At 33.8% G+C, this 23,092-nt stretch carries 26 protein-coding genes and 1 tRNA gene; 3 read left to right on the top strand and 24 right to left on the bottom strand.

Going from position 1 to position 23,092, the window contains the following annotated elements:
• Positions 1-11: 11 nt before the first annotated feature.
• Positions 12-911, bottom strand: coding sequence for a deoxyribonuclease IV (locus tag EFREU_RS02235; protein WP_100609445.1), 900 nt, complete (start codon positions 909-911; stop codon positions 12-14).
• Between the two features lie 164 nt (positions 912-1,075).
• Here EFREU_RS02235 and EFREU_RS02240 point away from each other — a divergent pair, with 164 nt between their 5' ends.
• Both EFREU_RS02240 and EFREU_RS02245 read left to right on the top strand, forming a co-directional pair.
• Positions 1,076-2,284, top strand: a complete 1,209-nt coding sequence (locus EFREU_RS02240; protein WP_100609447.1) for a phosphoglycerate kinase — start codon at positions 1,076-1,078, stop codon at positions 2,282-2,284.
• 235 nt (positions 2,285-2,519) lie between these two features.
• Complete coding sequence (locus EFREU_RS02245) at positions 2,520-4,292, top strand: oleate hydratase (RefSeq protein ID WP_100609450.1); 1,773 nt, start codon at positions 2,520-2,522, stop codon at positions 4,290-4,292.
• Between the two features lie 13 nt (positions 4,293-4,305).
• On the opposite strand, the gene EFREU_RS03785 is transcribed toward EFREU_RS02245, so the two are convergent.
• From EFREU_RS03785 to EFREU_RS02275, 7 genes are all read right to left on the bottom strand, one after another.
• Positions 4,306-4,428: a hypothetical protein gene (locus EFREU_RS03785; protein WP_269798736.1), complete on the bottom strand. Its 123-nt coding sequence runs from the start codon at positions 4,426-4,428 to the stop codon at positions 4,306-4,308.
• A gap of 54 nt (positions 4,429-4,482) precedes the next feature.
• Positions 4,483-5,103 (bottom strand): deoxynucleoside kinase, encoded by a 621-nt coding sequence (locus EFREU_RS02250; protein WP_100609452.1) that lies wholly within the window; start codon positions 5,101-5,103, stop codon positions 4,483-4,485.
• Positions 5,104-5,190: 87 nt separating this feature from the next.
• Complete coding sequence (gene mtnN / locus EFREU_RS02255) at positions 5,191-5,889, bottom strand: 5'-methylthioadenosine/S-adenosylhomocysteine nucleosidase (protein WP_100609454.1); 699 nt, start codon at positions 5,887-5,889, stop codon at positions 5,191-5,193.
• The gene (locus tag EFREU_RS02260; protein WP_100609456.1) at positions 5,889-6,998 is read right to left on the bottom strand and encodes a nicotinate-nucleotide adenylyltransferase; all 1,110 of its coding nucleotides are present in this window, start codon (positions 6,996-6,998) and stop codon (positions 5,889-5,891) included. The genes mtnN and EFREU_RS02260 overlap by 1 nt, the downstream gene beginning before the upstream one ends.
• The gene (locus EFREU_RS02265; RefSeq protein WP_100609458.1) at positions 6,988-7,848 is read right to left on the bottom strand and encodes an HAD hydrolase family protein; all 861 of its coding nucleotides are present in this window, start codon (positions 7,846-7,848) and stop codon (positions 6,988-6,990) included. The genes EFREU_RS02260 and EFREU_RS02265 overlap by 11 nt, the downstream gene beginning before the upstream one ends.
• Complete coding sequence (locus EFREU_RS02270; protein WP_100609460.1) at positions 7,849-8,382, bottom strand: tRNA (cytidine(34)-2'-O)-methyltransferase; 534 nt, start codon at positions 8,380-8,382, stop codon at positions 7,849-7,851. It lies immediately after the preceding gene.
• Positions 8,366-8,989 (bottom strand): non-canonical purine NTP pyrophosphatase, encoded by a 624-nt coding sequence (locus EFREU_RS02275; protein WP_166666742.1) that lies wholly within the window; start codon positions 8,987-8,989, stop codon positions 8,366-8,368. The genes EFREU_RS02270 and EFREU_RS02275 overlap by 17 nt, the downstream gene beginning before the upstream one ends.
• Positions 8,990-9,034: 45 nt before the next feature.
• On the opposite strand from EFREU_RS02275, the gene EFREU_RS02280 reads away from it, so the two are divergent.
• Positions 9,035-9,811, top strand: a complete 777-nt coding sequence (locus EFREU_RS02280; RefSeq protein ID WP_100609462.1) for a phosphotransferase family protein — start codon at positions 9,035-9,037, stop codon at positions 9,809-9,811.
• Here EFREU_RS02280 and EFREU_RS03730 read toward each other — a convergent pair.
• From EFREU_RS03730 to EFREU_RS02360, 16 genes are all read right to left on the bottom strand, one after another.
• Positions 9,759-10,313, bottom strand: a complete 555-nt coding sequence (locus tag EFREU_RS03730) for a DxFTY motif-containing membrane protein (RefSeq protein WP_134163657.1) — start codon at positions 10,311-10,313, stop codon at positions 9,759-9,761. The two genes, EFREU_RS02280 and EFREU_RS03730, sit on opposite strands and share 53 nt — an antisense overlap.
• 484 nt (positions 10,314-10,797) lie before the next feature.
• Positions 10,798-11,709 (bottom strand): hypothetical protein, encoded by a 912-nt coding sequence (locus EFREU_RS02290; RefSeq protein WP_100609464.1) that lies wholly within the window; start codon positions 11,707-11,709, stop codon positions 10,798-10,800.
• Positions 11,699-12,595 (bottom strand): hypothetical protein, encoded by an 897-nt coding sequence (locus EFREU_RS02295; protein ID WP_100609465.1) that lies wholly within the window; start codon positions 12,593-12,595, stop codon positions 11,699-11,701. The genes EFREU_RS02290 and EFREU_RS02295 overlap by 11 nt, the downstream gene beginning before the upstream one ends.
• Before the next feature lie 234 nt (positions 12,596-12,829).
• Positions 12,830-13,708 (bottom strand): hypothetical protein, encoded by an 879-nt coding sequence (locus EFREU_RS02300; protein ID WP_100609466.1) that lies wholly within the window; start codon positions 13,706-13,708, stop codon positions 12,830-12,832.
• Complete coding sequence (locus tag EFREU_RS02305) at positions 13,708-14,574, bottom strand: hypothetical protein (protein ID WP_100609467.1); 867 nt, start codon at positions 14,572-14,574, stop codon at positions 13,708-13,710. The genes EFREU_RS02300 and EFREU_RS02305 overlap by 1 nt, the downstream gene beginning before the upstream one ends.
• Positions 14,575-14,763: 189 nt before the next feature.
• A tRNA-Gly gene (locus EFREU_RS02310) sits at positions 14,764-14,837 on the bottom strand.
• A 56-nt stretch (positions 14,838-14,893) separates the two neighbouring features.
• Entirely contained in the window at positions 14,894-15,160 is a 267-nt protein-coding gene (rpsO, locus tag EFREU_RS02315; protein ID WP_100609468.1) for a 30S ribosomal protein S15, read from the bottom strand.
• Positions 15,161-15,340: 180 nt separating this feature from the next.
• Positions 15,341-16,453, bottom strand: coding sequence for an agmatine deiminase (gene aguA / locus EFREU_RS02320; RefSeq protein WP_100609469.1), 1,113 nt, complete (start codon positions 16,451-16,453; stop codon positions 15,341-15,343).
• A 147-nt stretch (positions 16,454-16,600) separates the two neighbouring features.
• The gene (locus tag EFREU_RS02325; RefSeq protein WP_100609470.1) at positions 16,601-17,344 is read right to left on the bottom strand and encodes an FAD synthetase family protein; all 744 of its coding nucleotides are present in this window, start codon (positions 17,342-17,344) and stop codon (positions 16,601-16,603) included.
• A gap of 3 nt (positions 17,345-17,347) precedes the next feature.
• Positions 17,348-18,226, bottom strand: coding sequence for a tRNA pseudouridine(55) synthase TruB (gene truB, locus EFREU_RS02330; RefSeq protein WP_198507952.1), 879 nt, complete (start codon positions 18,224-18,226; stop codon positions 17,348-17,350).
• Between the two features lie 47 nt (positions 18,227-18,273).
• Positions 18,274-18,621 carry a 30S ribosome-binding factor RbfA gene (gene rbfA, locus EFREU_RS02335; protein WP_100609473.1) on the bottom strand — a complete coding sequence of 116 codons (348 nt, stop codon included), beginning with the start codon at positions 18,619-18,621 and terminating at the stop codon, positions 18,274-18,276.
• A 45-nt stretch (positions 18,622-18,666) separates the two neighbouring features.
• A complete protein-coding gene (gene infB, locus EFREU_RS02340) occupies positions 18,667-20,538 on the bottom strand; it encodes a translation initiation factor IF-2 (protein WP_100609475.1) in 1,872 nt (623 codons plus the stop codon).
• A gap of 13 nt (positions 20,539-20,551) precedes the next feature.
• On the bottom strand, positions 20,552-20,851 hold the full coding sequence (locus EFREU_RS02345; RefSeq protein ID WP_100609477.1) for a L7Ae/L30e/S12e/Gadd45 family ribosomal protein: 300 nt from the start codon (positions 20,849-20,851) through the stop codon (positions 20,552-20,554).
• Positions 20,838-21,143, bottom strand: a complete 306-nt coding sequence (locus EFREU_RS02350) for a YlxR family protein (RefSeq protein ID WP_100609479.1) — start codon at positions 21,141-21,143, stop codon at positions 20,838-20,840. The genes EFREU_RS02345 and EFREU_RS02350 overlap by 14 nt, the downstream gene beginning before the upstream one ends.
• Positions 21,115-22,548: a transcription termination factor NusA gene (gene nusA / locus EFREU_RS02355; protein ID WP_100609481.1), complete on the bottom strand. Its 1,434-nt coding sequence runs from the start codon at positions 22,546-22,548 to the stop codon at positions 21,115-21,117. The genes EFREU_RS02350 and nusA overlap by 29 nt, the downstream gene beginning before the upstream one ends.
• Before the next feature lie 14 nt (positions 22,549-22,562).
• Positions 22,563-23,063, bottom strand: coding sequence for an LSm family protein (locus EFREU_RS02360; protein ID WP_100609483.1), 501 nt, complete (start codon positions 23,061-23,063; stop codon positions 22,563-22,565).
• Between the last annotated feature and the right edge of the window lie 29 nt (positions 23,064-23,092).

The following is a 23,092-nucleotide window of genomic DNA, read 5'->3' on the forward strand; positions in this document are numbered from 1 at the left end:
AAAAATAAGCCTTATGGCTTATTTTTTTTGTCTTCAAAATGAAAAGGTTTAAAATTACGGTTTCGTAAATTAGTGATTTCTCATTGGTGAGTACTTTGACCATTATAAAGCGGCGTTTCTAATAATTTTGGAATCGTTTGGAAAGTTTCATCCCAAAGAATCGTACTTAGGGTCTCAAACCCAATCAAACCGTAGCCAATGTTTTCATGACGATCATGATGAGAACCGAGAGGACTAGCAGAATCATTAAGATGAAAAGCCCAAACCTTGGAAGGTGGAATGAAGTTAAACAATTCCTTTTTAAACGCTTTTCAGTCGCTTAAATCATAACCAGCATCATGAAGGTGACAAGTATCTAAGCAAACACCGATTCGTTCAGGTTTTTTTAAGTTCTTAAAAATATAGGCAAAATCTTCTAGGTTTGAACAAATTTGGCCACCTTTCCCACTCATTGTTTCTAAAGCGATTTTAACAGGACTTGGTCGCACCATAAGGATGTCTAAAGCTTCAATTAATTTATCAAGACTCGCTTGGTGACTAGCACCTACAGTTGAACCAGGATGCAATACAATTAAGTTCACTCCCAAAACTTCACATCGTTCAATTTCTTCAGCCAAAAGTTTTAAACTAAACTCTCAACGGTAAGAATCAACCGAATTGGCTACGTTAATTAAATAAGAGGCATGAACTACGATATGTTGACTATCAATTTTGTTTTCCACCATGATTTGACGCATTTCGTTACTTCGAAGTCAAAACGGATCGACTCGCTTCGTGTTTTGGGGAGCGCCTGTAAAAAACATTATTGTATTGCAACCTTGGTTGAGAGCCGTTTTGATTGCTCCAACAAGATAACCACTAGGCCCATTTACACTAACATGACCTCCTAATAAAGGATAATTGCTATTCATTAATGCTACTTTCTATGCTTTACTTTTAATTCAAAGGAAGATTATAAAACTTTTTTGGCTATTTTCCAACTAAAAGGTGGAATAAGCGGTTTTATTCCTTATTTACTCTTTCTGGAACATTTGAAAATGGTTTAAAATAAAAAGGTAATTAATAAGGAGAAAATATGGATTATAGTCAAAAAAAGACCCTTTCTGATCTTGATGTTAAAGATAAGAAAGTGTTGGTCCGCGTGGATTTTAATGTCCCATTAAAAGATGGACAAATTACTGATGACAACCGCATTCAAGCTTCGTTGCCAACTATTAAGTATTTAGTTAACCACGGTGCAAAAGTGATTTTATTATCACATTTAAGTCGTATAAAAAGTGAAGAGGATAAACAAAAAAAATCATTGGCCCCTGTTGCCCATCGTCTATCTGAATTGCTCGGACAACCTGTTAAATTTGTTCCAAGCACTCGTGGAACCGAATTGGAAACAGCCATTGCAAATCTAAAAGATGGTGAAATTTTACTAATGGAAAACACCCGTTTTGAAGATGTTCATAATGGTGAAGTAGTTAAATATGAATCAAAAAACAACCCAGAACTTGGGAAATATTGAGCTTCTTTAGGTGACATTTATATTAATGATGCTTTCGGAACCGCCCATCGTGCTCATGCTTCAAATGTAGGAATTGCTCAAAATATTAAAACTTCTGCCATTGGTTCATTAGTAGCTAATGAAGTAGCAATGTTAGCAAAGGGAATTCAAAACCCTGAACGTCCTTTTATCGCCATTTTAGGAGGAGCAAAAGTTTCTGATAAAATCGGTGTGATTGATAACCTTCTAAAAAAAGTTGACAAGATTTTAATTGGAGGTGGAATGGCTTATACATTCCTAAAAGCTCAAGGTCATAACGTTGGAAAATCATTAGTCGAAACTGATAAATTAGCTGACGCAAAGGCTTACCTAGAAAAAGCAAACGGTAAAATTGTCTTGCCAATTGATTCAGCTAATGCGCAAGAATTTGCTGATGTAAAACCAGAGTTCTCAGGTGTTGATATTCCTGAAGGTTATATGGGACTAGACATTGGACCAAAAACTATTGAACTTTTCCAAAAAGAATTAGTTGGGGCAAAAACGGTTGTTTGAAATGGGCCAATGGGAGTAAGTGAATTTAAAAACTTTGCTCATGGAACTATTGCTGTTTGTGATGCCATCGCTAACTTAAATAATGCTTTCACTTTAATTGGTGGTGGAGATTCTGCTGCGGCAGCCATTTCACTTGGTTATAAAGATGACTTCTCTTGAATTTCAACCGGTGGAGGTGCTTCACTTGAATACATGGAAGGTAAAACACTTCCTGGAATTGAAGCAATTCAAAATAAATAAGATAAAGAAGCTCTAAAGCTTCTTTTTTATTTGCTAAATTTTTTATTGCTTTACATTTTTTAAAAAAGGAATATGATTGAGATAGCCAAAAGATTAAACCATTTGTTTCTAGGCTCTTAGCACCAAATTCTTTAATTGGCGGCTTCTATTAATGATTTTAGTCATTTATATAATCGTTATTATTTAAATCATTAATTTTATTAATAAGTAGAAATTTATTAGGAGATATTACAGTATGTACAAAAGTAATGGTAATTACGAAGCTTTTGCACGCCCGAAAAAACCTATCGGCGTTGATAAAAAAAGCGCTTACTTAATTGGTTCAGGTCTAGCTTCATTGTCGGCAGCAGCCTTCTTAATTCGCGATGGCCAAATGGACCCAAAAAAAATTCATATTCTTGAACAATTAGCAATTCCAGGAGGAAGTCTTGATGGAATTGATAAACCAGACCATGGATTTATTGTTCGTGGCGGAAGGGAAATGGAAAATCACTTCGAATGCCTTTGAGATCTTTTCCACTCAATTCCATCTTTAGAAATTGAGGGTGCTTCAGTCTTAGATGAATTTTATTGATTAAATAAAGAAGATCCCAACTTCTCAAAATGCCGTTTAATTCAAAAGCAAGGGGAACGTAAACCTGATGATGGACAGTTCACTTTAAGCGACCAAGCCTCAAAAGAAATCGTTAAACTTTTCATGATGCGTGAAAAAGATTTGGATGACAAAAAAATCAGTGATGTCTTTTCCCCAGAATTCTTTAAATCAAACTTCTGAATCTACTGATGTTCAATGTTTGCCTTTGAACAATGACATAGTGCGATTGAAATGCGCCGTTATATCATGCGTTTCGTGCACCACATTGGTGGTCTACCCGACCTTTCAGCTTTAAAATTCACTAAATTTAACCAATACGAATCATTAGTTTTACCATTGGTGGATTACTTGCAAAAACAAGGGGTAACTTTTGAATACGATACCAATGTTAAAAATGTCATTGTCGAAAACAAAGATGGTGAAAAAATTGCCCGTCGTTTAGTCATTGAACAAGGTGGGAAAACTAAAGAAATTAAATTAACTGCTAACGATTTAGTTTTCGTAACTAATGGAAGTATTACTGAAAGCACTACACTTGGTGATAACAATACTCCAGCTCCAATCACCCATGAACTTGGAGGTAGTTGAGAATTATGGAAAAACTTAGCCGCCCAAGATAAGGCGTTTGGAAAACCAGAAAAATTCTGTGAAAACCTACCCGAAGAAAGCTGATTTGTTTCTGCCACTGTGACCACTTTAGATGATAAGATTGCTCCTTACATTGAAAAAATTAGTAAACGTGATCCTTATGCTGGAAAAGTAGTAACAGGAGGTATCGTAACAGCAGTCGATTCAAATTGAATGTTAAGTTATACTTTGAACCGTCAACCTCATTTTAAAAACCAACCAAAGGACCAATTAGTAGTTTGGGTTTATGGTTTATTGTCGAACAAAAAGGGTGACTTCATTAAAAAAAGCATTACTGAATGTACAGGAAGCGAAATTGCGCAAGAATGACTTTACCATATGGGAGTTCCTATTGACCAAATTAAGGATTTAGCAGACAATTCATGTAATACAGTACCTGTTTATATGCCATATGTGACTTCATACTTTATGGCCAGAAGTGCTGGTGACCGTCCATTAGTAGTTCCTAAAGGTTCAAAAAATTTAGCCTTTATTGGTAACTTTGCTGAAACTGAAGGTGATACAGTCTTTACCACCGAATACTCAGTCCGAACAGCAATGGAAGCTGTTTATACTTTCTTGGATATTGATCGTGGAGTACCAGAAGTTTTTGCTTCAGCTTATGATTTAAGAACCTTATTAACTTCAACTTATATCTTGAATGACCGCAAAAAATTAACCGATCAAAAGAAACCTTGATGAATGCAGTTAATGCGTAAACCGTTAATGCGTAAAATCAAAGGTACCTATGTTGAAGAACTTTTAGAAAAATCTGGTTTATTATAAAATAAAAAAAGTTTTAGCCTTTAAGGCTAAAACTTTTTTTATTTTTTCTTTTTAGAATGGTCACATGGGCAACCAGGGGATTCTTCTTCTCAAGGATCATTACCTTGAGGATTTTTTGGTTTTGAGCAACTTCCACCCATAACGTAATCCTCCTTACTAATAATTTTATAAAAATAGAGGTCTAAAAGGGTTATTTAGAGAGTTTTTTTATAATCTTTTCGGCACAAACTTGCGGGTTATCGGTATTACCATCAATTATTAGGAGAGGCGTAACAGAAGCAATCTTTTGAGCTCAATCATCATAAAGATGGTTTAGCTCAAACCAAAACTCGGGTTTGACATTTAGTTCACGTTCGATGCTACGTTGTTGAATTCTTTTTAAAGATGTTTCATCAGAAACTTTTAAGTAGATGACATAGTCATAGGGTGGAATTGCCTTATTTTGAAAACTTTTCAACACTACCTTTTCAAAGTATTCTCGATAGACTTTCCAATCAGTAGAATTTAAATTACCCATCGTATAATTGCAGTTGGCAAAAACTGGGCAATCAAAAATGCTTCGGTCATAAAGTACATTTTCTACCGATTTACTTTCTTGTAATTGTTTCATCCTTGCTGCCAACATTAAGATTTCCATTTTGTAAGCATTTTCACCAGCGATTTTTGGATCTGGAGAATAACTTTTCTCAAAGTAAGGGTTATCAACCAATGGTTCTTTGACCACTAAGTAGTCTTCAGGCAAGGTGCGTTTTAAATGTTCAATCAAAGTAGTTTTACCGGCACCTACTGTACCAAAAATTGCAATTCTCATTTGTCTTCTTTTCTTCTCTTTTTTATTTGCTCAATTAAATCTTTAAAATCTTATCACCGATTAGTCCATTTTCTTAGCCTAAAAAAACTAGGTGGTTGGTTGAATTCTAATAATTTCTTCTAAACATCATTTTAATTTTTCACTAGCAGTTGGTAAAAATTCATCGAAACTTAAAGCAGGGTTTTTTTCATGCATTAACGAATCGCTCACAATTTTTAAAGCCAAGATTGGCTTATGGAACCGAAAGGCAACTTGATAATAAGCAGCTAATTCCATATCCACGATTTGAACTGGAATTGGTAAGGGACGCAGTCATTCGCGAACTTGGTTTTCATTATCTACGAAAACGTCCAATGAAGCACAATTTACTAAACTAAAACGCTCTACCTTGGAGCTAAAATGTTGTTCTAAAAGCTTTAGAAAGTGATGGTTTGCTTCATAAACTGGTGGCATTTGCGGAATTTGCCCTAATTCATAGCCAAAAGCGCGCACATCGGCAAAGCCATAGATTGTGTAAGGAACCAAAACAATATCGCCTTGATGAAGATTACGCGTAACAGCTCCTGTCGTTCCCAAAACTAAAATTTGGGAAATTTCTGGATATAAAGTCAAACATTGGCTTAACCGCGCACTAGCATTTGTTAAGCCAATTCCACTAGTGCAAAGTAAAAATTTATTACTTCTTTCGCGAAAAATAGGCCCTAAAACAGTTTCATCGGTTTGAAAATCAAAAGCTTTATGACAAGCTTCCAATTCCTCCGGCATTGCCCCAATTACAAGTAACATTAACTTCTTACTCCTTCAATTCAATATTTGTAACTATTAGTTAACATCAAGCCCATATCTTTTGGACCACGTTTTTTAAGAACTGACTCATATTGGTTTTTAAGAATTTTTCTAAATCCCGCCATCAAGTCTTGAAAACAAAGCTCGCGAAGTTTTTTGACTCCTGGATAATCACGTTCTGGGGAAATTTTGTCAGCACAAAAAACAATAATATCTAAGAGACTCATTTCTGGTGAGCCAACAGTGTGGTTAAAAACCGCTTGCAGAACCTCTTGGTCTTTAATTAATCAATCTTTTTGCAAGTGCAAATAACCGGTGAACGCATGTCATACCGGTTCAGGTTCAGTCATTAAAAACGGTAGGTAGCGTTGCATATAGATTTTGGATTTCTCATGATCTCAGCATTTTGTAATGTCATGTAAAGTACCGGCTATTAACGCTTTTTGTTCATTAGCTCCCCAGATGTTAGCTAATTCCTTGGCTGTTTGGCCAACATTAAGACAATGGAGAAAACGGTCTTCATCCATAAATGGTAGAAGACGCTCGTTTAAATAAAGTAAATGGTAATTACAATAGTCATTAATCATCGGAATTTGTAAGTTTAGTTTTTCTAAACTTCGCACCATGGTTGATGAAAGATGGTTATTATCAAAGGTAAACATTTCCAAATTATGCTTTTTGAGCATTGGATTATGACTATCTTTTTCATCACGCAAAAAAACCTTGAAAGGGACAAGTTTTTCAAGTTTCTCAAAGTGATCTCATTCTTCAAGGCGGTCTAGTTGGTCAGAACCAATAATAAAGCTAAATTTATTTTCAGGATAGTTTTTGACAATATATTGAACTGTCTCGAAAGTCGACGTTGGTCGTTGGTTATTAACTTCATATTCGTTAATGCGTAAAAAACTATATTCATCAACTAGCATTTGAAGCATTGTTAAACGGTCCTTAACCGAAGAATGTTGACTTGTTTTAAAGGGGTTCAAAAAAGCTGGGATGAACCAAACTTCATCAAATTTTAATTTTTCATAACAAGCTTTCGCAATATTGAGGTGATCAGTTGTAACGGGGTCAAAACTTCCACCAAAAAGAGCAATTTTAGACATTAATTTCTTCCTTTATTATTCTACGTAATTCTAAACCAACACCATTTTCGTGAATTGAGGGAATTACTTTTTTAGCAACCGCTTTAAGCTCAGGAGTAGCATTATCTACCGCCATACCGCGGTGAACACCTTCAATAATCGGTTGGTCATTTTGACCATCACCAAAAACCACTACATCACGGTAATTGGTTTGCACAATTTCAGCTCAAGCTTGCAAACCCGTCAACTTATTAACTTCTTTGGCAGTAATGTTAAATAAGTAAGGGAGCGATTGAAAACGAGCCACTTGGAATTCATAGCCCTCAAGAAGTTTTTTAGCCTCTTCTTGAGATTCTGGTGTAGGAGCATACAAAATCACTTGCACCGGGCGCAAGACATCTTCAATTACTGCCGATTTTAAATCATCTAATGTTGCATATTCCATAATTGGTCAACGATCTTTTTTCTTCAATTTTGAAGCATAATCACGTCAAAGTGCCAAACGAGGGTTACTCATTAAGCCCGCCATTTGATAGGTCGAATAAATCATCGGTTGGACTCCCTTTTGGACACATTCATCCAAAATTTTGAGAGTTATTCGTTTATCTAAATATTTGACATACAAAGTTTCATTGGTTTTTAAGTCACTAATTAATGCCCCATTACACGAAATAACAGGCAAAGTAACTTTTAAATCTTGTGCTAAAGTTCGTGAACTAACCCCTAATCGTCCTGTGACAAAACTAAAGCGATTTCCGCTTTCGTTTTGGTAGTCAATGATGTCAGTCAAAGTTTCGGGATGAATTGCGAGTGATGAATCACAAATTGTACCATCGCAATCAGAAAGTACGAACGGCAAAACCTTTTTCGCCATCTATTCTGACACCTCCTCATCGAAAAGATAATTTTCTCCCTTTTGTACTTCCACCTTGGATAGATTTAAATAATCTCATTGACGGAGTACTTCATAGGCAGAAATTCCAACGGTATTGGCTAAGTTTAAACTTCGAGCCTCAGGGACCATTGGAAGACGGAATGTTGTTTCAAAATGCGTTCTAAGGATATTTTTTGGAATCCCTGTTGATTCACGACCAAACAGAAGATAAACCTCTTCATTAATTTTACTAAAATTAAAGTCCGAAATTGGCTTTTTGCCATAACGAGATAAACAAAAGAGTGGCGTATGAGGATGTTTGGCTTCGAAATCAGCTCAATCATCATATAAAACAACATCCACTTTTTTATATTCATTCGCGCTTGGACGGGCTAAATGGCGGTCATCATAAGGAAAACCAAAAGGCTCAATCAAGTGTAAACGAGCATCAATTGCGACAGCAGTACGCATAACGGCTCCTACATTTTGGGCAATCTCTGGTTCATAAAGAACGATATTAATTTTTCGAGTCATTTTGCATCCTTTCTTTTAAGAACTGAGCTAGCTTTTGCGCTGCTTTTTGGCGGGCTGAAGTAAAGTTCTTTTGGTCTAACGGCATTTGGGAATAGGTTTCTAAGCTATCACCAGGACGGAAAACCAAATCATAACCAAAACAACGGCCATCGCCTAATTCGACTTTATTATTTAATTGCCCTTCCATCTCCCCACGGAAAAGCGCTTCCTCATTAGTTAATGGGTTATATCAAGCCAAAACGGTGACCATTTTCGCTGTTTTTGCCGCTTTCGGGTTGGCAGCAACTTTCGCCAATAATAATTGACAAATAGTTGGTCAATCGGTTATTGGCGAAGCTCAACGTTTGGAATAAATTCCTGGGAAACCATCTAAAGCAGTCACACAAATTCCTGAATCATCTCCGATAACAGGAGCTTGTAGTTTATTAGCTAAATCGCGCGCTTTGATTAAAGCGTTTTCTTCAAAAGTGGTGCCATTTTCTTCTGGTTCCTCATAGGCAAATGGTAAGTCCACTAACGTTTTAATTTGGTAATTTGGTAAAAGTTTTTGGTACTCCAAAACCTTGTCTTGATTTGAAGTAGCAATCCATAAGATTGGTTTAGTCATCATACTCCTAGTGATAAGATATAAATATATTTTAGAGGTTTGCAAATGAAAAAAACACAACCATTAGGACTAACAAACAAAATTTTTGTTAAAAAAAATCATCTTTATAAAAAATCAATTCGTTCTTCCGATTATTTCCTCAATCGTGCTGATGAAAAAAAATTCTATGAAACCTTTTCGCAAGAACTATTTCTTAAGGTTCCTAACACAATCAAAAAAGCGTGAGGACATTGGTGAAGCGTCATGCCCTTTTATAGACAAGCCTCTACATTGCCTAAAACTGAACTCACCACTGAACAATTAAAAATAGTGAAAGATTTAATCGATAAACTGCATAATTTGCAATTAGATTTAACTATTTTTGATCCTCAAGAATTTTTAAATCTTTTCATAAAAAAAATTGGTCTTTTGCCAACTTTAGAATGTCTTTGACCAAGGATTCAAGAAATCATCCATGATTATTATTTTGATAACCATACTTTAGTGGTATCACATAACGATTTAATTAGAGAAAACTTTTTAATGGTTGATGGTGAGTATTTTTTAATCGATTTTGAATATGTAAGTTTAAACCATTACCTTTTTGATTACGCTAGTTTTATTTCTGAAGCACTTGATGAGCAGGAAGGGCAAAGATTTAAAGATCTATTGAAACTAAATGCTCACGAATCTAAAAAACTTAATGATTTAATCCTTTACCAAAACTTTTTATGAGCTCACTGAGCTCAATACATGCTAGAGAAGACTAAGATGCCTATTTATGAGACGATTAAGCAACAGAAGGTTGCTCAGGCGCTTCATCGTCCAAAGTCGCTAGAATAGCAGCTTTTTTTAATTGTCTCTTATATTGAAGGTTACGAGAGATGGTTGTTAATAAAGTACCTAAAAATAACCCCACAAAAATCAAACACAAGGTAATCACAAAACGAACCACTACCTTGATAACTTCACTCTTAGCTCCCCATTGGAACATTCATAAGCCATTTAAAATTACCGAGCAACAAGCAAAGGAAATGGCTAAAGCAAAAGTTAAACTATCAACTTGTTGAAATCTAATTAAACATGTGATGGTAATTAAAGTCATTGAACAAATGATATAACCAAGGCAAATTAATCATAGTTTTCCATTAGTTCCCGACCCTAAATCATGAAAATGGTTGAAACTAAATTCTTGAAAATCTGGCCCTAAAAATAGTCATAAGCATAAACCAGGAACAAACACTAAAAGCAATTGGCAAAGAAAGCTTTTGCCAATTGGAGTTCTAGTTTCGTTAAATTTCTGGTTTTTAAGTAGTTTATTTTTTATTATTTGTTCATTATTCATAATTATTTATTATCGCGCATTTTAGAGAAAAAAATAATAAAACAGACCCGAGAGGGACTGTTTTTTTATAAAGCCATGCCTTTTTAGGATTCTATATCAACCTTTCACTTAGTATTAACTGAAAAATTCCTTAAATAAATTTTAAAATCATCGACTTTAATAGCCATTCAAACTAAGTAGTCACTTTCTGCTTGACCAAAAAAATCCTTATATTGGAGAAACTCATTACTAAATAATGCCTTAATTTTTTTGGATTAATTTTGAATCTTCTCGACGACACTTCTTAGCGTTACTGTATAACAAGGCCCCTTATTATCAATGATTGTTTTACAGATAGCCTCATTATCAAGTGGTATATAAAGCAAAGATTGTTTATAAGTAACGACTTACTTTCCTTACTTTTGCTTCTAAAAACATACACTTGTTAGGATCAATATGGTTTGGCTTTATTACTTCTGTTGATGTTTCTTTATGAATTTCGTATTTATTTTATTTCCTTATTAACAAAAAAGTTTGTTTGTCCCTCAATTTTCGTTTCTCATTCTTCAAATTTTCAAGCAACTCAAATTAAGCTTTCTTTAAAGTATGAACTATCATCAATCAATTTGCGGGATTGAAAAAATTCCTCATTTCCTAAGTAATAGGAAAAATTGGCTTCTGAATTAATACTATTATCTAAAAAATTATTAAGTTGCCTTGGTGTTAAGCTATATTTTTTACCAGAATCATCAATTATTTTTTGAAAAATTTGGTCATTTTCAATTGGAATGTATAAAAATCTTTGTCTATATATAATAGTTTTATCAATTTTTATCTCAGAATAAACACAACGTTGCGAAGAAATGGTGTATGATGGTATCCCCTCTTCTAAATCTTCATCTTTTAATGTCCAATTATTGTCATAAATATTATTAGCAGCTGCAAAAATTTTTTTGTTATTGTAAATAAACTCTATTGGAGAACTTAAGGAGTTAACTGAAGAAAGCCTTATTTTTTCTGAGTAGTTTTTATAATGGATACGCATTTCTGGACTTTTTACATCGTGATTCGTTCTATTTTCAAATAAAGTATTTTGAAATGTATAACTTTCATGAAAAACTTCCTCATCAAGGACTGGGCCTCAAAAAGGACTTTCTTTATTTTCTTCATTTTCTTCATTATTTTGGAGAAAATTTAAATAGTGCTCTTCCTCTTTTAAACGTCCATTAAATTTATTGTATTCGAGTTGAGCTTTTAACATTTCATTACTGAAATATTTATTTTCGATCAAATTTAAATGAGTTAAATCTTCGGAATAAATTAATTTATATGAATATTCTTTTCCAATGGTTATTGCCGTAGTATTTCCGCACAAAATTATCCCGCTTAAACAAGAAATAATTTTTTTAATAGCCATCTTCTTCTCCTTGGAATATTTGCCATGACTCTATCATTTCTAATCGTCCCTTTAAATTAATATCAATCGAATATTTTTTACTTTTCTTTATCTTTAAAAAGCCTTGTTCATTAGTTAGAACCTGATAATATTTATCATCATTTTCAGCTTCTTTTAGCAACGTTTCAAAATTATAGCTCATAAATTTAATCTCAGCGTTTTTTAAGTTTTGGATTTTAGTTAAAATTGAGGTATTGTTCCTCATATTAAAATTTAAAATTACATCAAACTGACTAATTAACAAATTTAGTTTCACGAAATATTTTACTGTTGAATTTTTAGGCACCGTTATTGTTTTTGATTGAATTTCAAATTCTTCAATTGGCTGGTTCTCTTTCATTTCTTCAAGTCTATTTTTCAGAAGGCTATATTTGTAAAAACTTAAATTTGGTTTATTAATAATGTAAAAATTTTGATCAATATCTAATTTAACATCTGTATTAATTAAGCTAGTTTTTTCTTTATAAGGAATATTTACATTAATTTTTGGTGTTGTTCAATTTTCGTTTTCATTATTTTTATTTTCATATTTAAATTCTTTAATCTTTTTTTCTTCTAGTCGTGTTCCTTCGGTTTTTGTTAAATTTTCTAGATTTAACAAACTATTATTTGTTTCAAAATTATCAAATCAACTATTTTGAAACTCTCATTCGCTTAAATTTAAGTTTGGATATTGCCTTTGAAATTCAAGCTCATTGATAGTTAAAAGGGCCTCTTTTAAATTATAAGATGGGATTATCGGTTCATCTTTGATTAAATTGTTATCGATATTTTGTTTGCAGGCAATTGTCAAAGCAGGACTTGCCATAATCATCAAACTTGATAAAAATAACGGTCATTTTTTCATTTATTCTCCTTGGATAGACTTTTAGTAGATATAGATATTATAAATTTAAAGGTTTATAATGGTTAGTATTTTGCTATTGAATCTTTAAAAGATTTGAAAAATACTAGTGTCGAAACATAGTAACTTAAATATTTTAAAACACCAATTGACAAAGAAAAATTTTGTCAATTGGTGTTTTAGTTTCATTAAATTTCTAGTTTTTAAGTAGTTTATTTTTTATTAACTTATTGCTTTTTAGGATTCTATATCAACATTTCACTTAGTATTAACTGAAAAATCCTTTAAATCAATTTTAAAATCATCGACTTTAATGGCCATTCAAATTAAGTAGTCACTTTCTGCTTGACCAATAAAATCCTTATATTGGAGAAACTCATCATTACCTAAATAATAACTTAAACTTTTTGAATCATTTTGGATCTTCTCGACAAAACTTCTTGGTGTTACCGTATAACGATGCCCCTTATTATCAATGATTGTTTTACAAATAGCATCATTATCAAGTGGTATATAAAGCAAAGATTGTTTATAAGTAACGACTTTCCTTACTTTTGTTTCTGAAATCATACATTTGTTAGACTCAATAGGGTTTGGCATTATTACTTCTGTTGATGTTTCTTTATGAATTTCGAAAGTAAATTCTTTGCTGGGATTCATCTTCAACTTTACCCCATTATAATTAACCGATAAAGTTTTATCTACTTTAGCAGTATATTTGGAATCCAAAGATAAGGTTTGAATTGAATCTATATTAGTAATTTCCATTTTTGAAGGCAACATCGGTTTATCAGTGAGATTTTTAATTAGGACATGTCCATAAACAAATTCATCAAAAATTTCTCTTTCTTGAATAGTTTCGAAAAAACCACGATTGATATCAGCAATCTTTAAATCATGACTTTCTTCTTTCAATTTGCCATTGAAACCTTGATAGTCCATAAAAAATTTTCGCATCTCATTGGTGAAATAACCTTCTTCTAAAAAATTCGGGTGAGAAAGGTTATGCTCTTTAATAATCACAAATGATGAATGGGTTGACGATAAATTTAGAGCACTAACATTAGTGAAAAGTGTAACACTACCCAAACCCATGATTATATTTCTCATTGTCATTATTGCCACTCCTCAATCACTTGATAATCACTAATAATTCAAAGTCTTGCTTCTAATTGCATTTGGATTTGGTTGCTTTTATCATCTATTTTTAAAAAACTAGCTTCATTAGAAAGAACCTTTTGGTAACGTTCATCTTCCTGAACATTTATTAATAACGTTTCTAAACTATATTGCATATATAATTCTTCACCATTCAAGAGATTGGTAAATTTATTCATTATTGTAGTATTCTTGGCAAGATTGAAAACCAAAAAATCTTGATAGAGTTCAAAAGTAGCTTTTATTTTTGCCGACCATTTAAGACTACTTTGAGGTTCAAGTTCAAAATCTCTTCCTTCAATTTTAAAAGCAAGAGTAGAGTTATCAATTAACTCATTGTTAGCAATATTAAATTTGGCTCCTTTTAATAATTTAGGGCCAAAAACCGAAAAATCTTGATCAATTACTAAATTTTTAAGTACCCGTAAATTATTAAGTCCTTGACGAGGAATTAATTCATCAAAACCATCGAAATGGACTTCTTGCAATCTATTACTATCATTTTTTATTTCTTTTGTTACATGATGAATGATCTCATGCGACGTTTGTTTGACTTGAGCATTTTCTGAAAATAGACCCATTCTATCACGAGCTTCAAAAATACTAAACCAACTATTATCACAATTATAATTGCCGAAATTTTCTTTGGGAAATTGTCTTTCAAATTCCAATTTATTAATATCTTTTACCATGTTGGCAATATTGTAGGATGGTAAGATTGGCTTAATTTCTTTACCTTCGTCATTAACTTCTTTGCACGAAACAGCAAACATTGGACTAATAGCAGTAGTAAAACTTGCCAAGATTAATAATTTCTTTCGCATTGCACTCCTAAGCACATCGTTATTTCTTTTAGTTTAAGATTATTACTAAAACCAACAAGTTTATTATCTAACTAACTACTTGAAAGTGTGAATAAAGAAATTAATTTTTAAACCATTTTTTAAGCAAAACTATTTTAAAAACAATTAATAAATAAAAAAACAACCCTCTCGGGTTGTTTTTAAATTTCATGGAGCAGGTGAAGGGAATCGAACCCTCACAGTCAGCTTGGAAGGCTGAAGTTCTACCATTAAACTACACCTGCGTTACCTTGACACCTAATAATATTACTATTTTTTTCATACGGTGTCAAGAGTTTTTTTATTTTCTTAAGCCTAATTGACCAATGATATTTTTGTAACGGTTGGCATCTTGTTTTGCTAAATAGTCTAACAAGTGACGACGTTGAGCAACTTTTTTCAATAAAGTACGACGAGTTGGTACATCCTTTTTATGAATTTGTAAATGCTCAGTTAAGTTTTTAATATCTTCGGTTAGAATAGCAATTTGTACTTCGGCGATACCGGTGTTGTTTTCATTGCCCCCATAAGTTTGGGTTAATTCTGCTTTACGTGATTTTGAAACCATGTTTTGTCTTCCCTTTCTAAGTTTACCTACCTAGCCAAGTAATAATTTGGGAAAGAATTAAAACTTTGCTAAATATGAAGAAATTTTAACATATTTTTTATCTTATGACTAGTCTTAGATTTGATAAAATTTGGCAAGCCAATCAAGTCTTACTTAGTCCTAATTAAACCGTCATGCCTACTATTTTGCTTTTTTATTTTTAACCTTTGGTTGATGTTGGGTAATGCAATGAATGTTGCCGCCACCCAAAAGAATTTCACGAGCATAAACCGGTTCTATTTTCCGATCTGGGAAAATCTTTTGCAAAGTATCAATAGCTTTTTGGTCTCATTTATCATTGAAAACTGGCAAAATAATAGCCCCATTAACCATCAAGAAATTACAATAACTTCCTGCAAGACGTTCGACTTCATGTAAGCATTGTTTATCAAGATTATAGCCAAGGGTTGACACCTCTTTCTCCGTATAAAATAACGGACCAGGTTGGTGAATTTTAGTAACTTTTATTTTTCTTCCTTGAGCATCGGTTTCGTTCTCCAAAACTTTTAAAGCTTTGAGAGAACGTTCGTATTGGGGGTCATTTTTATCATCAGTTCAAGTTAAAACAACATGTCCTGGGGCTACCACATGTAGCAGGTTATCCACATGGCCAGAAGTTTTATCGTTGTAAACCCCCAATGGTAACCAAATGACCTTTTCAACATTTAAGAATTTTTTTAGACGGTCCTCAATTTGTTTTTTTGTGAGATCAGGATTACGATTTTTATTCAAAAGGCATTCTTCTGTTGTATAACAAGTTCCTTCGCCATCAACATGAATTGAACCCCCTTCCAAAACGAAATCCGTTCGGTAAGAATCGGCCCCAATTAATTCGCAAACTTTAAAAGCGGCCTTATCATCTAAATCTCAAGGGAAATAGTAACCACCATTAAAACCACCTCAACAATTGAAGATTCAATCAATGCCACGAATTTCACCTTTATCATTGATAACAAACGAGGGACCAATATCACGCATCCAAATATCATTACTTGAAGTTTCAATCACTCGCACGTTTTTCCCTAATCTAGCGCGAGCATTTTCATATTCTCCGGCGCTAACGATTACATTTAAAGGTTCATATTTAGAAATTGCATTGGCAACATTGACTACTGCCTCCTGGATTGGCTTAGCTCCCCCTCGTCAAACATCAGTCCGCTGTGGTCACGCCATTCAACAAGAATCCTGTTCAACAAATTCTCCAGGCATTTTAAAACCATCCTCGCGTGGGGTTGATTTCAATCTTTTACTCATTTTAATACCTCCATAAAACATAAAAGTTTAAATCTTTGGCTTACGGCTAATCTTAACATTTTAAATACTAAAAAAAGAGGCTAAAACTCTTTAAGATTACAAGATGAATTTTAAATTATTAAAAAAGTAGTTCATAAATACTGTGGTTTATTTTTGTTTTTTTAAATATAGAATCTCAGAATCTAACCTTTCTGGTTGGAAACTAAAGTTTGTTGGGGAATGGTAATCTAAAATTACTTTCTGCCCGTTAGAGGTTTCAAGTTGATATTTATTGGGTGGAAAAACAATGTTTGGCGCGACTCAAGAATATTTAATTAAATTACCATTTTCTTGAGTACTAATATCAATAGTTAAATCATGACCTAGGTTTTCAAGAGCTTCATCAATTTTTCCATTTTGTAACTGTTCCCTAATTATGGTTGAGGAAACCTTATTTTGCCGTGGCAAAATAGTGACATTTTCTTCACCAAAAGTTTTTTGCAAAGTGGCCACATTTCCTTTGGCAAAATGCCCAAACCGAAAATCAGCTCCTTCTACCATTTTGACAGTTTTCAAACCCTTTTTAAGCCAATTAACGAAATCTTGAGGTGATAGCGAAATTAGGTAATCGTCAACTGTCAAAATTAGGTAATCGTCAATTTGATAATTTTGCACTAAAAAATCTTTTTTAGTTTTTTCGCTCATTAAATCGGCAGTTTGGTTAGAGGTGCCAATTTTCTTCGAAAAAGTTACCACTATTAACTTGAGATTATTTTTTTGGGCTATTTCACTTGCTTGACGCAATAGTTCTTGATGGTAATGATGTAAACCATCGAAATAACCGACAACGACAACACTATTCTGAGATGTAGATAATTTAAAATCTTGGATTTTTCCTTTGAACGTTTCCATTAATTATTCCTCCAAATTAAGTCCCCTTTTGCAAACAAATACATCACTTTCGCCTTTGTTTCCGCTACGTTCATAACAGGCTAAGAGGCGTCCTGCTGGATCACTTAGAAAAACTAAATCCTCTTGGCTGTTAGGCATGATAATTTTTTGACCTTGCCTAACTTTAGTTACATTAGGAGCAATCTTTATCGATTGGCCACTCTGAGTTAGTGCAGTTGTTAAGTCAAGTAAATCAGACCAGTTAATGGTTTCTAAACTAACGGCTTCGCTAATATTAAATGGTCCGGAACTTAAACGTCTTAAAGAGGTCACATGCGCGGTGGTGTTCAAAGCTTTCGCAATATCAACTACCAAACTTCTGATATAAGTACCTTTGGATACATTTGTTTCAAAAGTGATAGTCATTGGGGTGATATCAACTAACTTTAGACTTTTTATAGTTACTTGACGTTGTTTAATTTCTACTTCTTGCTCTTGTCGAGCATAATCATAAAGTTTTTTGCCATTGACTTTAATGGCCGAATAAATTGGTGGGGTCTGGTTATAGGTTAAACCATCAAAGGTTTGAAAAACATTTTTAATTTCTTGCTCAGAAATGAAAAAAGGCTCATCCTGTTGAATAGTTTTTCCTTCAGCATCATAAGTATCAGTCCCCTCAAACAATTTCATTGTTACTAAATAACTTTTATCTGCTTGGAGAAGGAAATTAGATAATTTAGTCGCTTCATTGACTAAGCAAATCACGACACCACTTGCTAACGGATCTAAAGTACCTGCATGACCAACTTTTTTAATTTTTAAATTTCGTTTGATAGTTTGGATAACTGCATTTGTTGATAAACCAACTGGTTTATCAACGACAAAAATTCCGTCATGTTTCATTATTATTACTCCTTTAAAAAAATCCCTTTTTCAGGGACTTTTAACTTCTAGCTTATTGTTTTAAGAATTTCCTCAATTCGGTTTGCATTTTGCAATGATGTATCATAAACAAAAACTAAATCTGGAACACTACGGACTTTTAATTTAGAAGCTAAGTGCATACGGATTGTTTTATGGGCATCATTTAATGCATGTTCGACATGTTTTGGAGTGAAACTTTCGCCATATGGAATGAAGGAATAAAAGACTTTAGCGATTGAGTTATCACGAGATAAACGTACCTCACTAATCGTCACTGCATTAAGATAGTCGTTTTGAAACTCACGATTTAAAATCAAAGTTAATTCACGAAGAATTTGACTTTCTTTTCGTGCTGCTACTTTACTATTTGCCATTTTTCAACATCTCCCTTGCTTCTATTATAACAAGAGTTAACAACACTAAATGACAGTTTTGGTTTCAATTTTATAAGCCTCAACAACATCGCCTTCTTTTAAGTCATTGAAGTTCTTAATCGTTAGGCCACCTTCACTATCTTTTTTAGCTTCGCGAATGTCATCTTTTTCATGTTTTAAGGTACTAATTTCCCCATTATAAATAACAATGCCATTACGTAATAAACGGACTAATGATTTTCGAGAAATTACTCCATCCAACACGTGGAAACCACCAATAGTCCCAATTGCTGAATGACGGAAAAGAGCACGAATTTCAGCTTGACCTAAAACCACTTCTTCTGTTTCTGGCGCTAACATTCCTTTAGCTGCTTTTTCTAGCTCTTCAATTAGTTGGTAGATAATATTGTGAAGTCTAATTTCAACGCCATCTTCATCGGCTTTTTGACGAACTTGAGCAGTTGGACGAACATTGAACCCATAAACTAATGCTTTTGAGGCACTAGCTAAGGTGATATCAGAATTAGAAATTGCTCCTACTGAAGCCCGAATAATATTAATCTTGACCCCATTAACATCAATTTTGGCAAGTGATGATTTTAAGGCTTCCACACTTCCCCGACTATCAGCTTTTAAAAGCACATTGATATATTGGAGTTCCCCTTCTTCAAGATGCATTTTTAAACTATCAAGAGTAAGAGTTTGTTTAGCAATTCTTTCTGCTTCTTGTTTTTTTAGCATTTGGGCACTAGCAATTTGGCGAGCTAGTTTTTCATCGTTTAAAACTAAGAAGCGATCTCCAGCATTGGGAACTTCATTTAGACCAGTAATCACTAAAGGTTGTGACGGTAAAGCATGGCTTAACTTACGACCATTTTCATTTTCCATACTTTTAATCGTTCCAAAAGTTGATCCGGTGATGACGACATCACGCAAGTTTAGAGTTCCTCGTTGGACTAATACCGAAGCAATTGGCCCTTTGTTTTTGTCAAGATGGGCTTCAAGAACTGTTCCGGAAGCCAATTTGCTTGGATTGGCTTTTAAATTGCCAAATTCAGCAATTAATAATAAAGTTTCTTCTAGACGGTCTAAACCTTGTTTGAATTTGGCACTTCCTTCAATAAAGGGAATATCACCACCAAATTCTTCTGCTACTAGACCATATTCCATTAAAGTTGCCTTAATTTTCGGGATATTTGCCCCCGGTTTATCAACTTTATTAACAAAGACAATAATTGGCACATTCGCTTGTTTGGCATGGTCAATTGCTTCCTCAGTTTGTGGCATCACTCCATCATCAGCGGCGACCACTAAAATAACAATATCGGTTACATTGGCTCCACGACTACGCATTTCTGTAAAAGCTTCATGACCCGGAGTATCAATAAACGTAATTTTTTTACCCACTTTAGTTGTGATTTGGTAAGCTCCAATCGCTTGAGTAATGCCCCCATGTTCATGACCGACCACATTTGAATCTCGAATAGCATCAAGAAGAGTTGTTTTCCCATGGTCAACATGACCCATAATAGTAACAACAGGCGGTCTATCTTGAAGTGACTCCGGACTATCAGTTTCTTCATCAAGTTGTTCAAAGATGTTTTCCTTAGTTAAACTAGTTTCTTTTTTAAAATCGAAACCATATTCTAAGGCTAGTTCTCCGACTTGTTCTTCACTTAAAACCATATTTTGGTTAATCATTAACCCTTGATTAAAAAAGTATTTAATGATTTCAGTAACGTTTTTACCGATTTTTTTAGCAAATTCAGCAATCGTCAGTGGTTGAGAATAAACAAAAACTCCGTCAATAACTCCCACATTGGGAGCTTCCTTTAATTGTTGTTTTAAGCGTTTAGTATTTTGTTTTTTATTACCACCTTGGTGGTTTTTTTTAAATTTGTCGACGGGTTTTCCCATTCCAACCTCCTGATTAAAAATATTTTTTGATTAATTGATAAATGTTTTCGTCTTCCACTCCGACGGCAACAAGAGTTTTCATCCCTGTAGCGTGGGCTAGTTCTTCGCGGCTAAAATTTGTAGCATCATAAGGAACTTTGTAATGAAGACATTGGTTGATTAGTTTTTCTTTTTGACTTGGCCCCATATCATGGGCAATTATAACCAATCGCAATTTCATGGTTGCAAAAGCCGAGAAAAGTCGGTATCCATAAATTAGTTTATTACTTCCTTTGGCTAAACCTAAAGCCTTTTGCACTTTATTGTGGTCCATTTTGAAACTCCACTTCTAAAAGTTGGTAAACTTCAGGATTGATTTTCATTTTAAAAGCACGCGCCAATAAATTTTTTTGCGCCATAACTTTCAAGGCCTGAAGATCCTTAGCAATGTAAGCTCCTCGACCAGGTAAATTCTGAAACCAATCAAGATGAATTTCACCATTATTTTGTTTAACGATGCGAAGCAATGCTTCTTTAGGAAGTTTGGTTCTTGTCACCAAATCCTTGCGATAATTGGGTCGTTTGTCGGCCTTTTTTTTAGTCGTAGAAGTCATCATACTCTTCATCTAAAGTCGGTTCTTCTGCTTCAGAGTCTTCATTAAATGAGTTTTCTAAATCATCAAAAGCAGCCAAGTTTTTTTGAATTTCGTCAAGTTCCAAGTCTGTTGTATCAGTTTCTTCAAAAGTAGCTCCCGTTTCTGGCTTTTCTTCTGGTTCATCTACAGTTTGTGAAGCTTGGATTTCTGCTTGTAAAACTCTTAAGGCTTCTAAATCCATTTCTTCGTTACGGTAGGTTGGGTGGCCCTCATAAGGTAGATGTGTACTTTCGCGACGGCGGTGACGCGTATTTTGTAGAAAACTATCAGAGTTCAATTCTTCTTCATTAATGTTTCCATTTCAAAAAATTTCGGTGCCATTCAATAATGCTTGGTCATAAGACATGATATTAATATGTTTTTGTACAAGGTTAGCCACTAAACGAGCACTCATTCCTCGTTTACCGATTGCGAGTGAAAGTTGTTGATTAGGCACAACCACATCACATTCGCCAGTTTCTGGATCAAGCGTAATTGAAATGACTCTGACAGGAGCCATTGCGTTCATAATAAATTGTTCTAGATTTTCATCAAAAGCAATGACATCAATTTTTTCATCTTTTAGTTCTTGCGAAACCAAATTAATACGCATTCCACGTGGTCCAATTATGGCTCCGACAGGATCAACATTAGGATCATTTGACATTACGGCCACTTTAGCACGTTGGCCAGGTTCACGAGCGACACCCCTGATTTCAACTAAGCCCTCTTTTAATTCGGGAACTTGTTGTTCTAATAAACGAGCAAGAAAATGAGGAGCAGTACGTGACACCATGATTTGTGAAAAACGGCTTTCCTTAGCTACTTCTTCAACATAAACATTAATATACTGGTCAATCGTAAATTTTTCGCCAGGAATAACTTTTTTATTTCATAGAGAAACTTGTGTTCCTTCAATATCAATTAAATAAGAAGTTCCTTGTTCATTCATGCCGGTAATTTTGGCACGTAAAATTTCGTGTTCACGATCAATGAACTTTTCATAAATTTGTGCACGTTCGGCACCTTTAATTTTTTGTTGTAAAATTTGACGAACTTGGTAAACGGCTAAACGTGAAAAGTCTTCTTCTAATAAAACTTCCTTTTGGATAACATCGCCGATTTGAACATGCGGTCCAGCAATTTTTTTAGCGTCCTCAAGAGTTACTTCTAACCAATCATCTTCAACTTCTTCAACAATCGTTAGTTCTTGAAACGTACGAAAATCACCATTAACTTCATTAATTTCAACAATTAGGCGAGCTTCAGTATCGAAGAATTTTTCATAAGCCTTTTGGAAACCTTCTTTTAATCCTTCAATTACAATGGCTTTGCTAATCCCTTTATCAGCAGTGATATCTTCCATTGCCTCGAGTAAAGTGGCACTATTAATCATTTTGTTTTAACCTCCTAAAATTTAACTGCATACTGCGCATGAGCAACATCTTTTCATTCAAAAACTACTGTTTGGGGACGACCCTTTATAAAGAAATGTAAACTGAAAGTCCCGTTTGCTTCTGGGCTTTCTTTTAAGGTCCCCTCTAAGATATTGGTTGTCATTTTCTTTTGTAGTTTATTAAAAGTAATTTGAACATAACTACCAACGGCTCTTTTTAATTCTGATTCAGAACGAATCGGTTTTTCTAAACCAACACTAGCTACTTCCAAAAGATAATTATCTTGAAGTCCTGGTAAGGTATCGAGTAGATTCGAAATCGTTTCGTTTGCTTTGACTAATAAATCAAAATCTAATTGTTTTGAATTGGTTGGCAATGTATCAACAAGAATTTGTAAGACATCACCTTCATAATCATGGGTTTCATTAATTTCATAAACTTCTAAACCTAAAGTTTCAAGAGCTGGAGTAATCAGTTTTTCTACTTCTGGTTTAATAACCGCAAAATTTTTCATTATTTCCTTCCTAATCAACAAGAAAGCAA

Origin of the sequence: Entomoplasma freundtii, from assembly GCF_002804205.1 — a bacterium.
Classification (GTDB): domain Bacteria; phylum Bacillota_I; class Bacilli_A; order Mycoplasmatales; family Mycoplasmataceae; genus Williamsoniiplasma; species Williamsoniiplasma freundtii.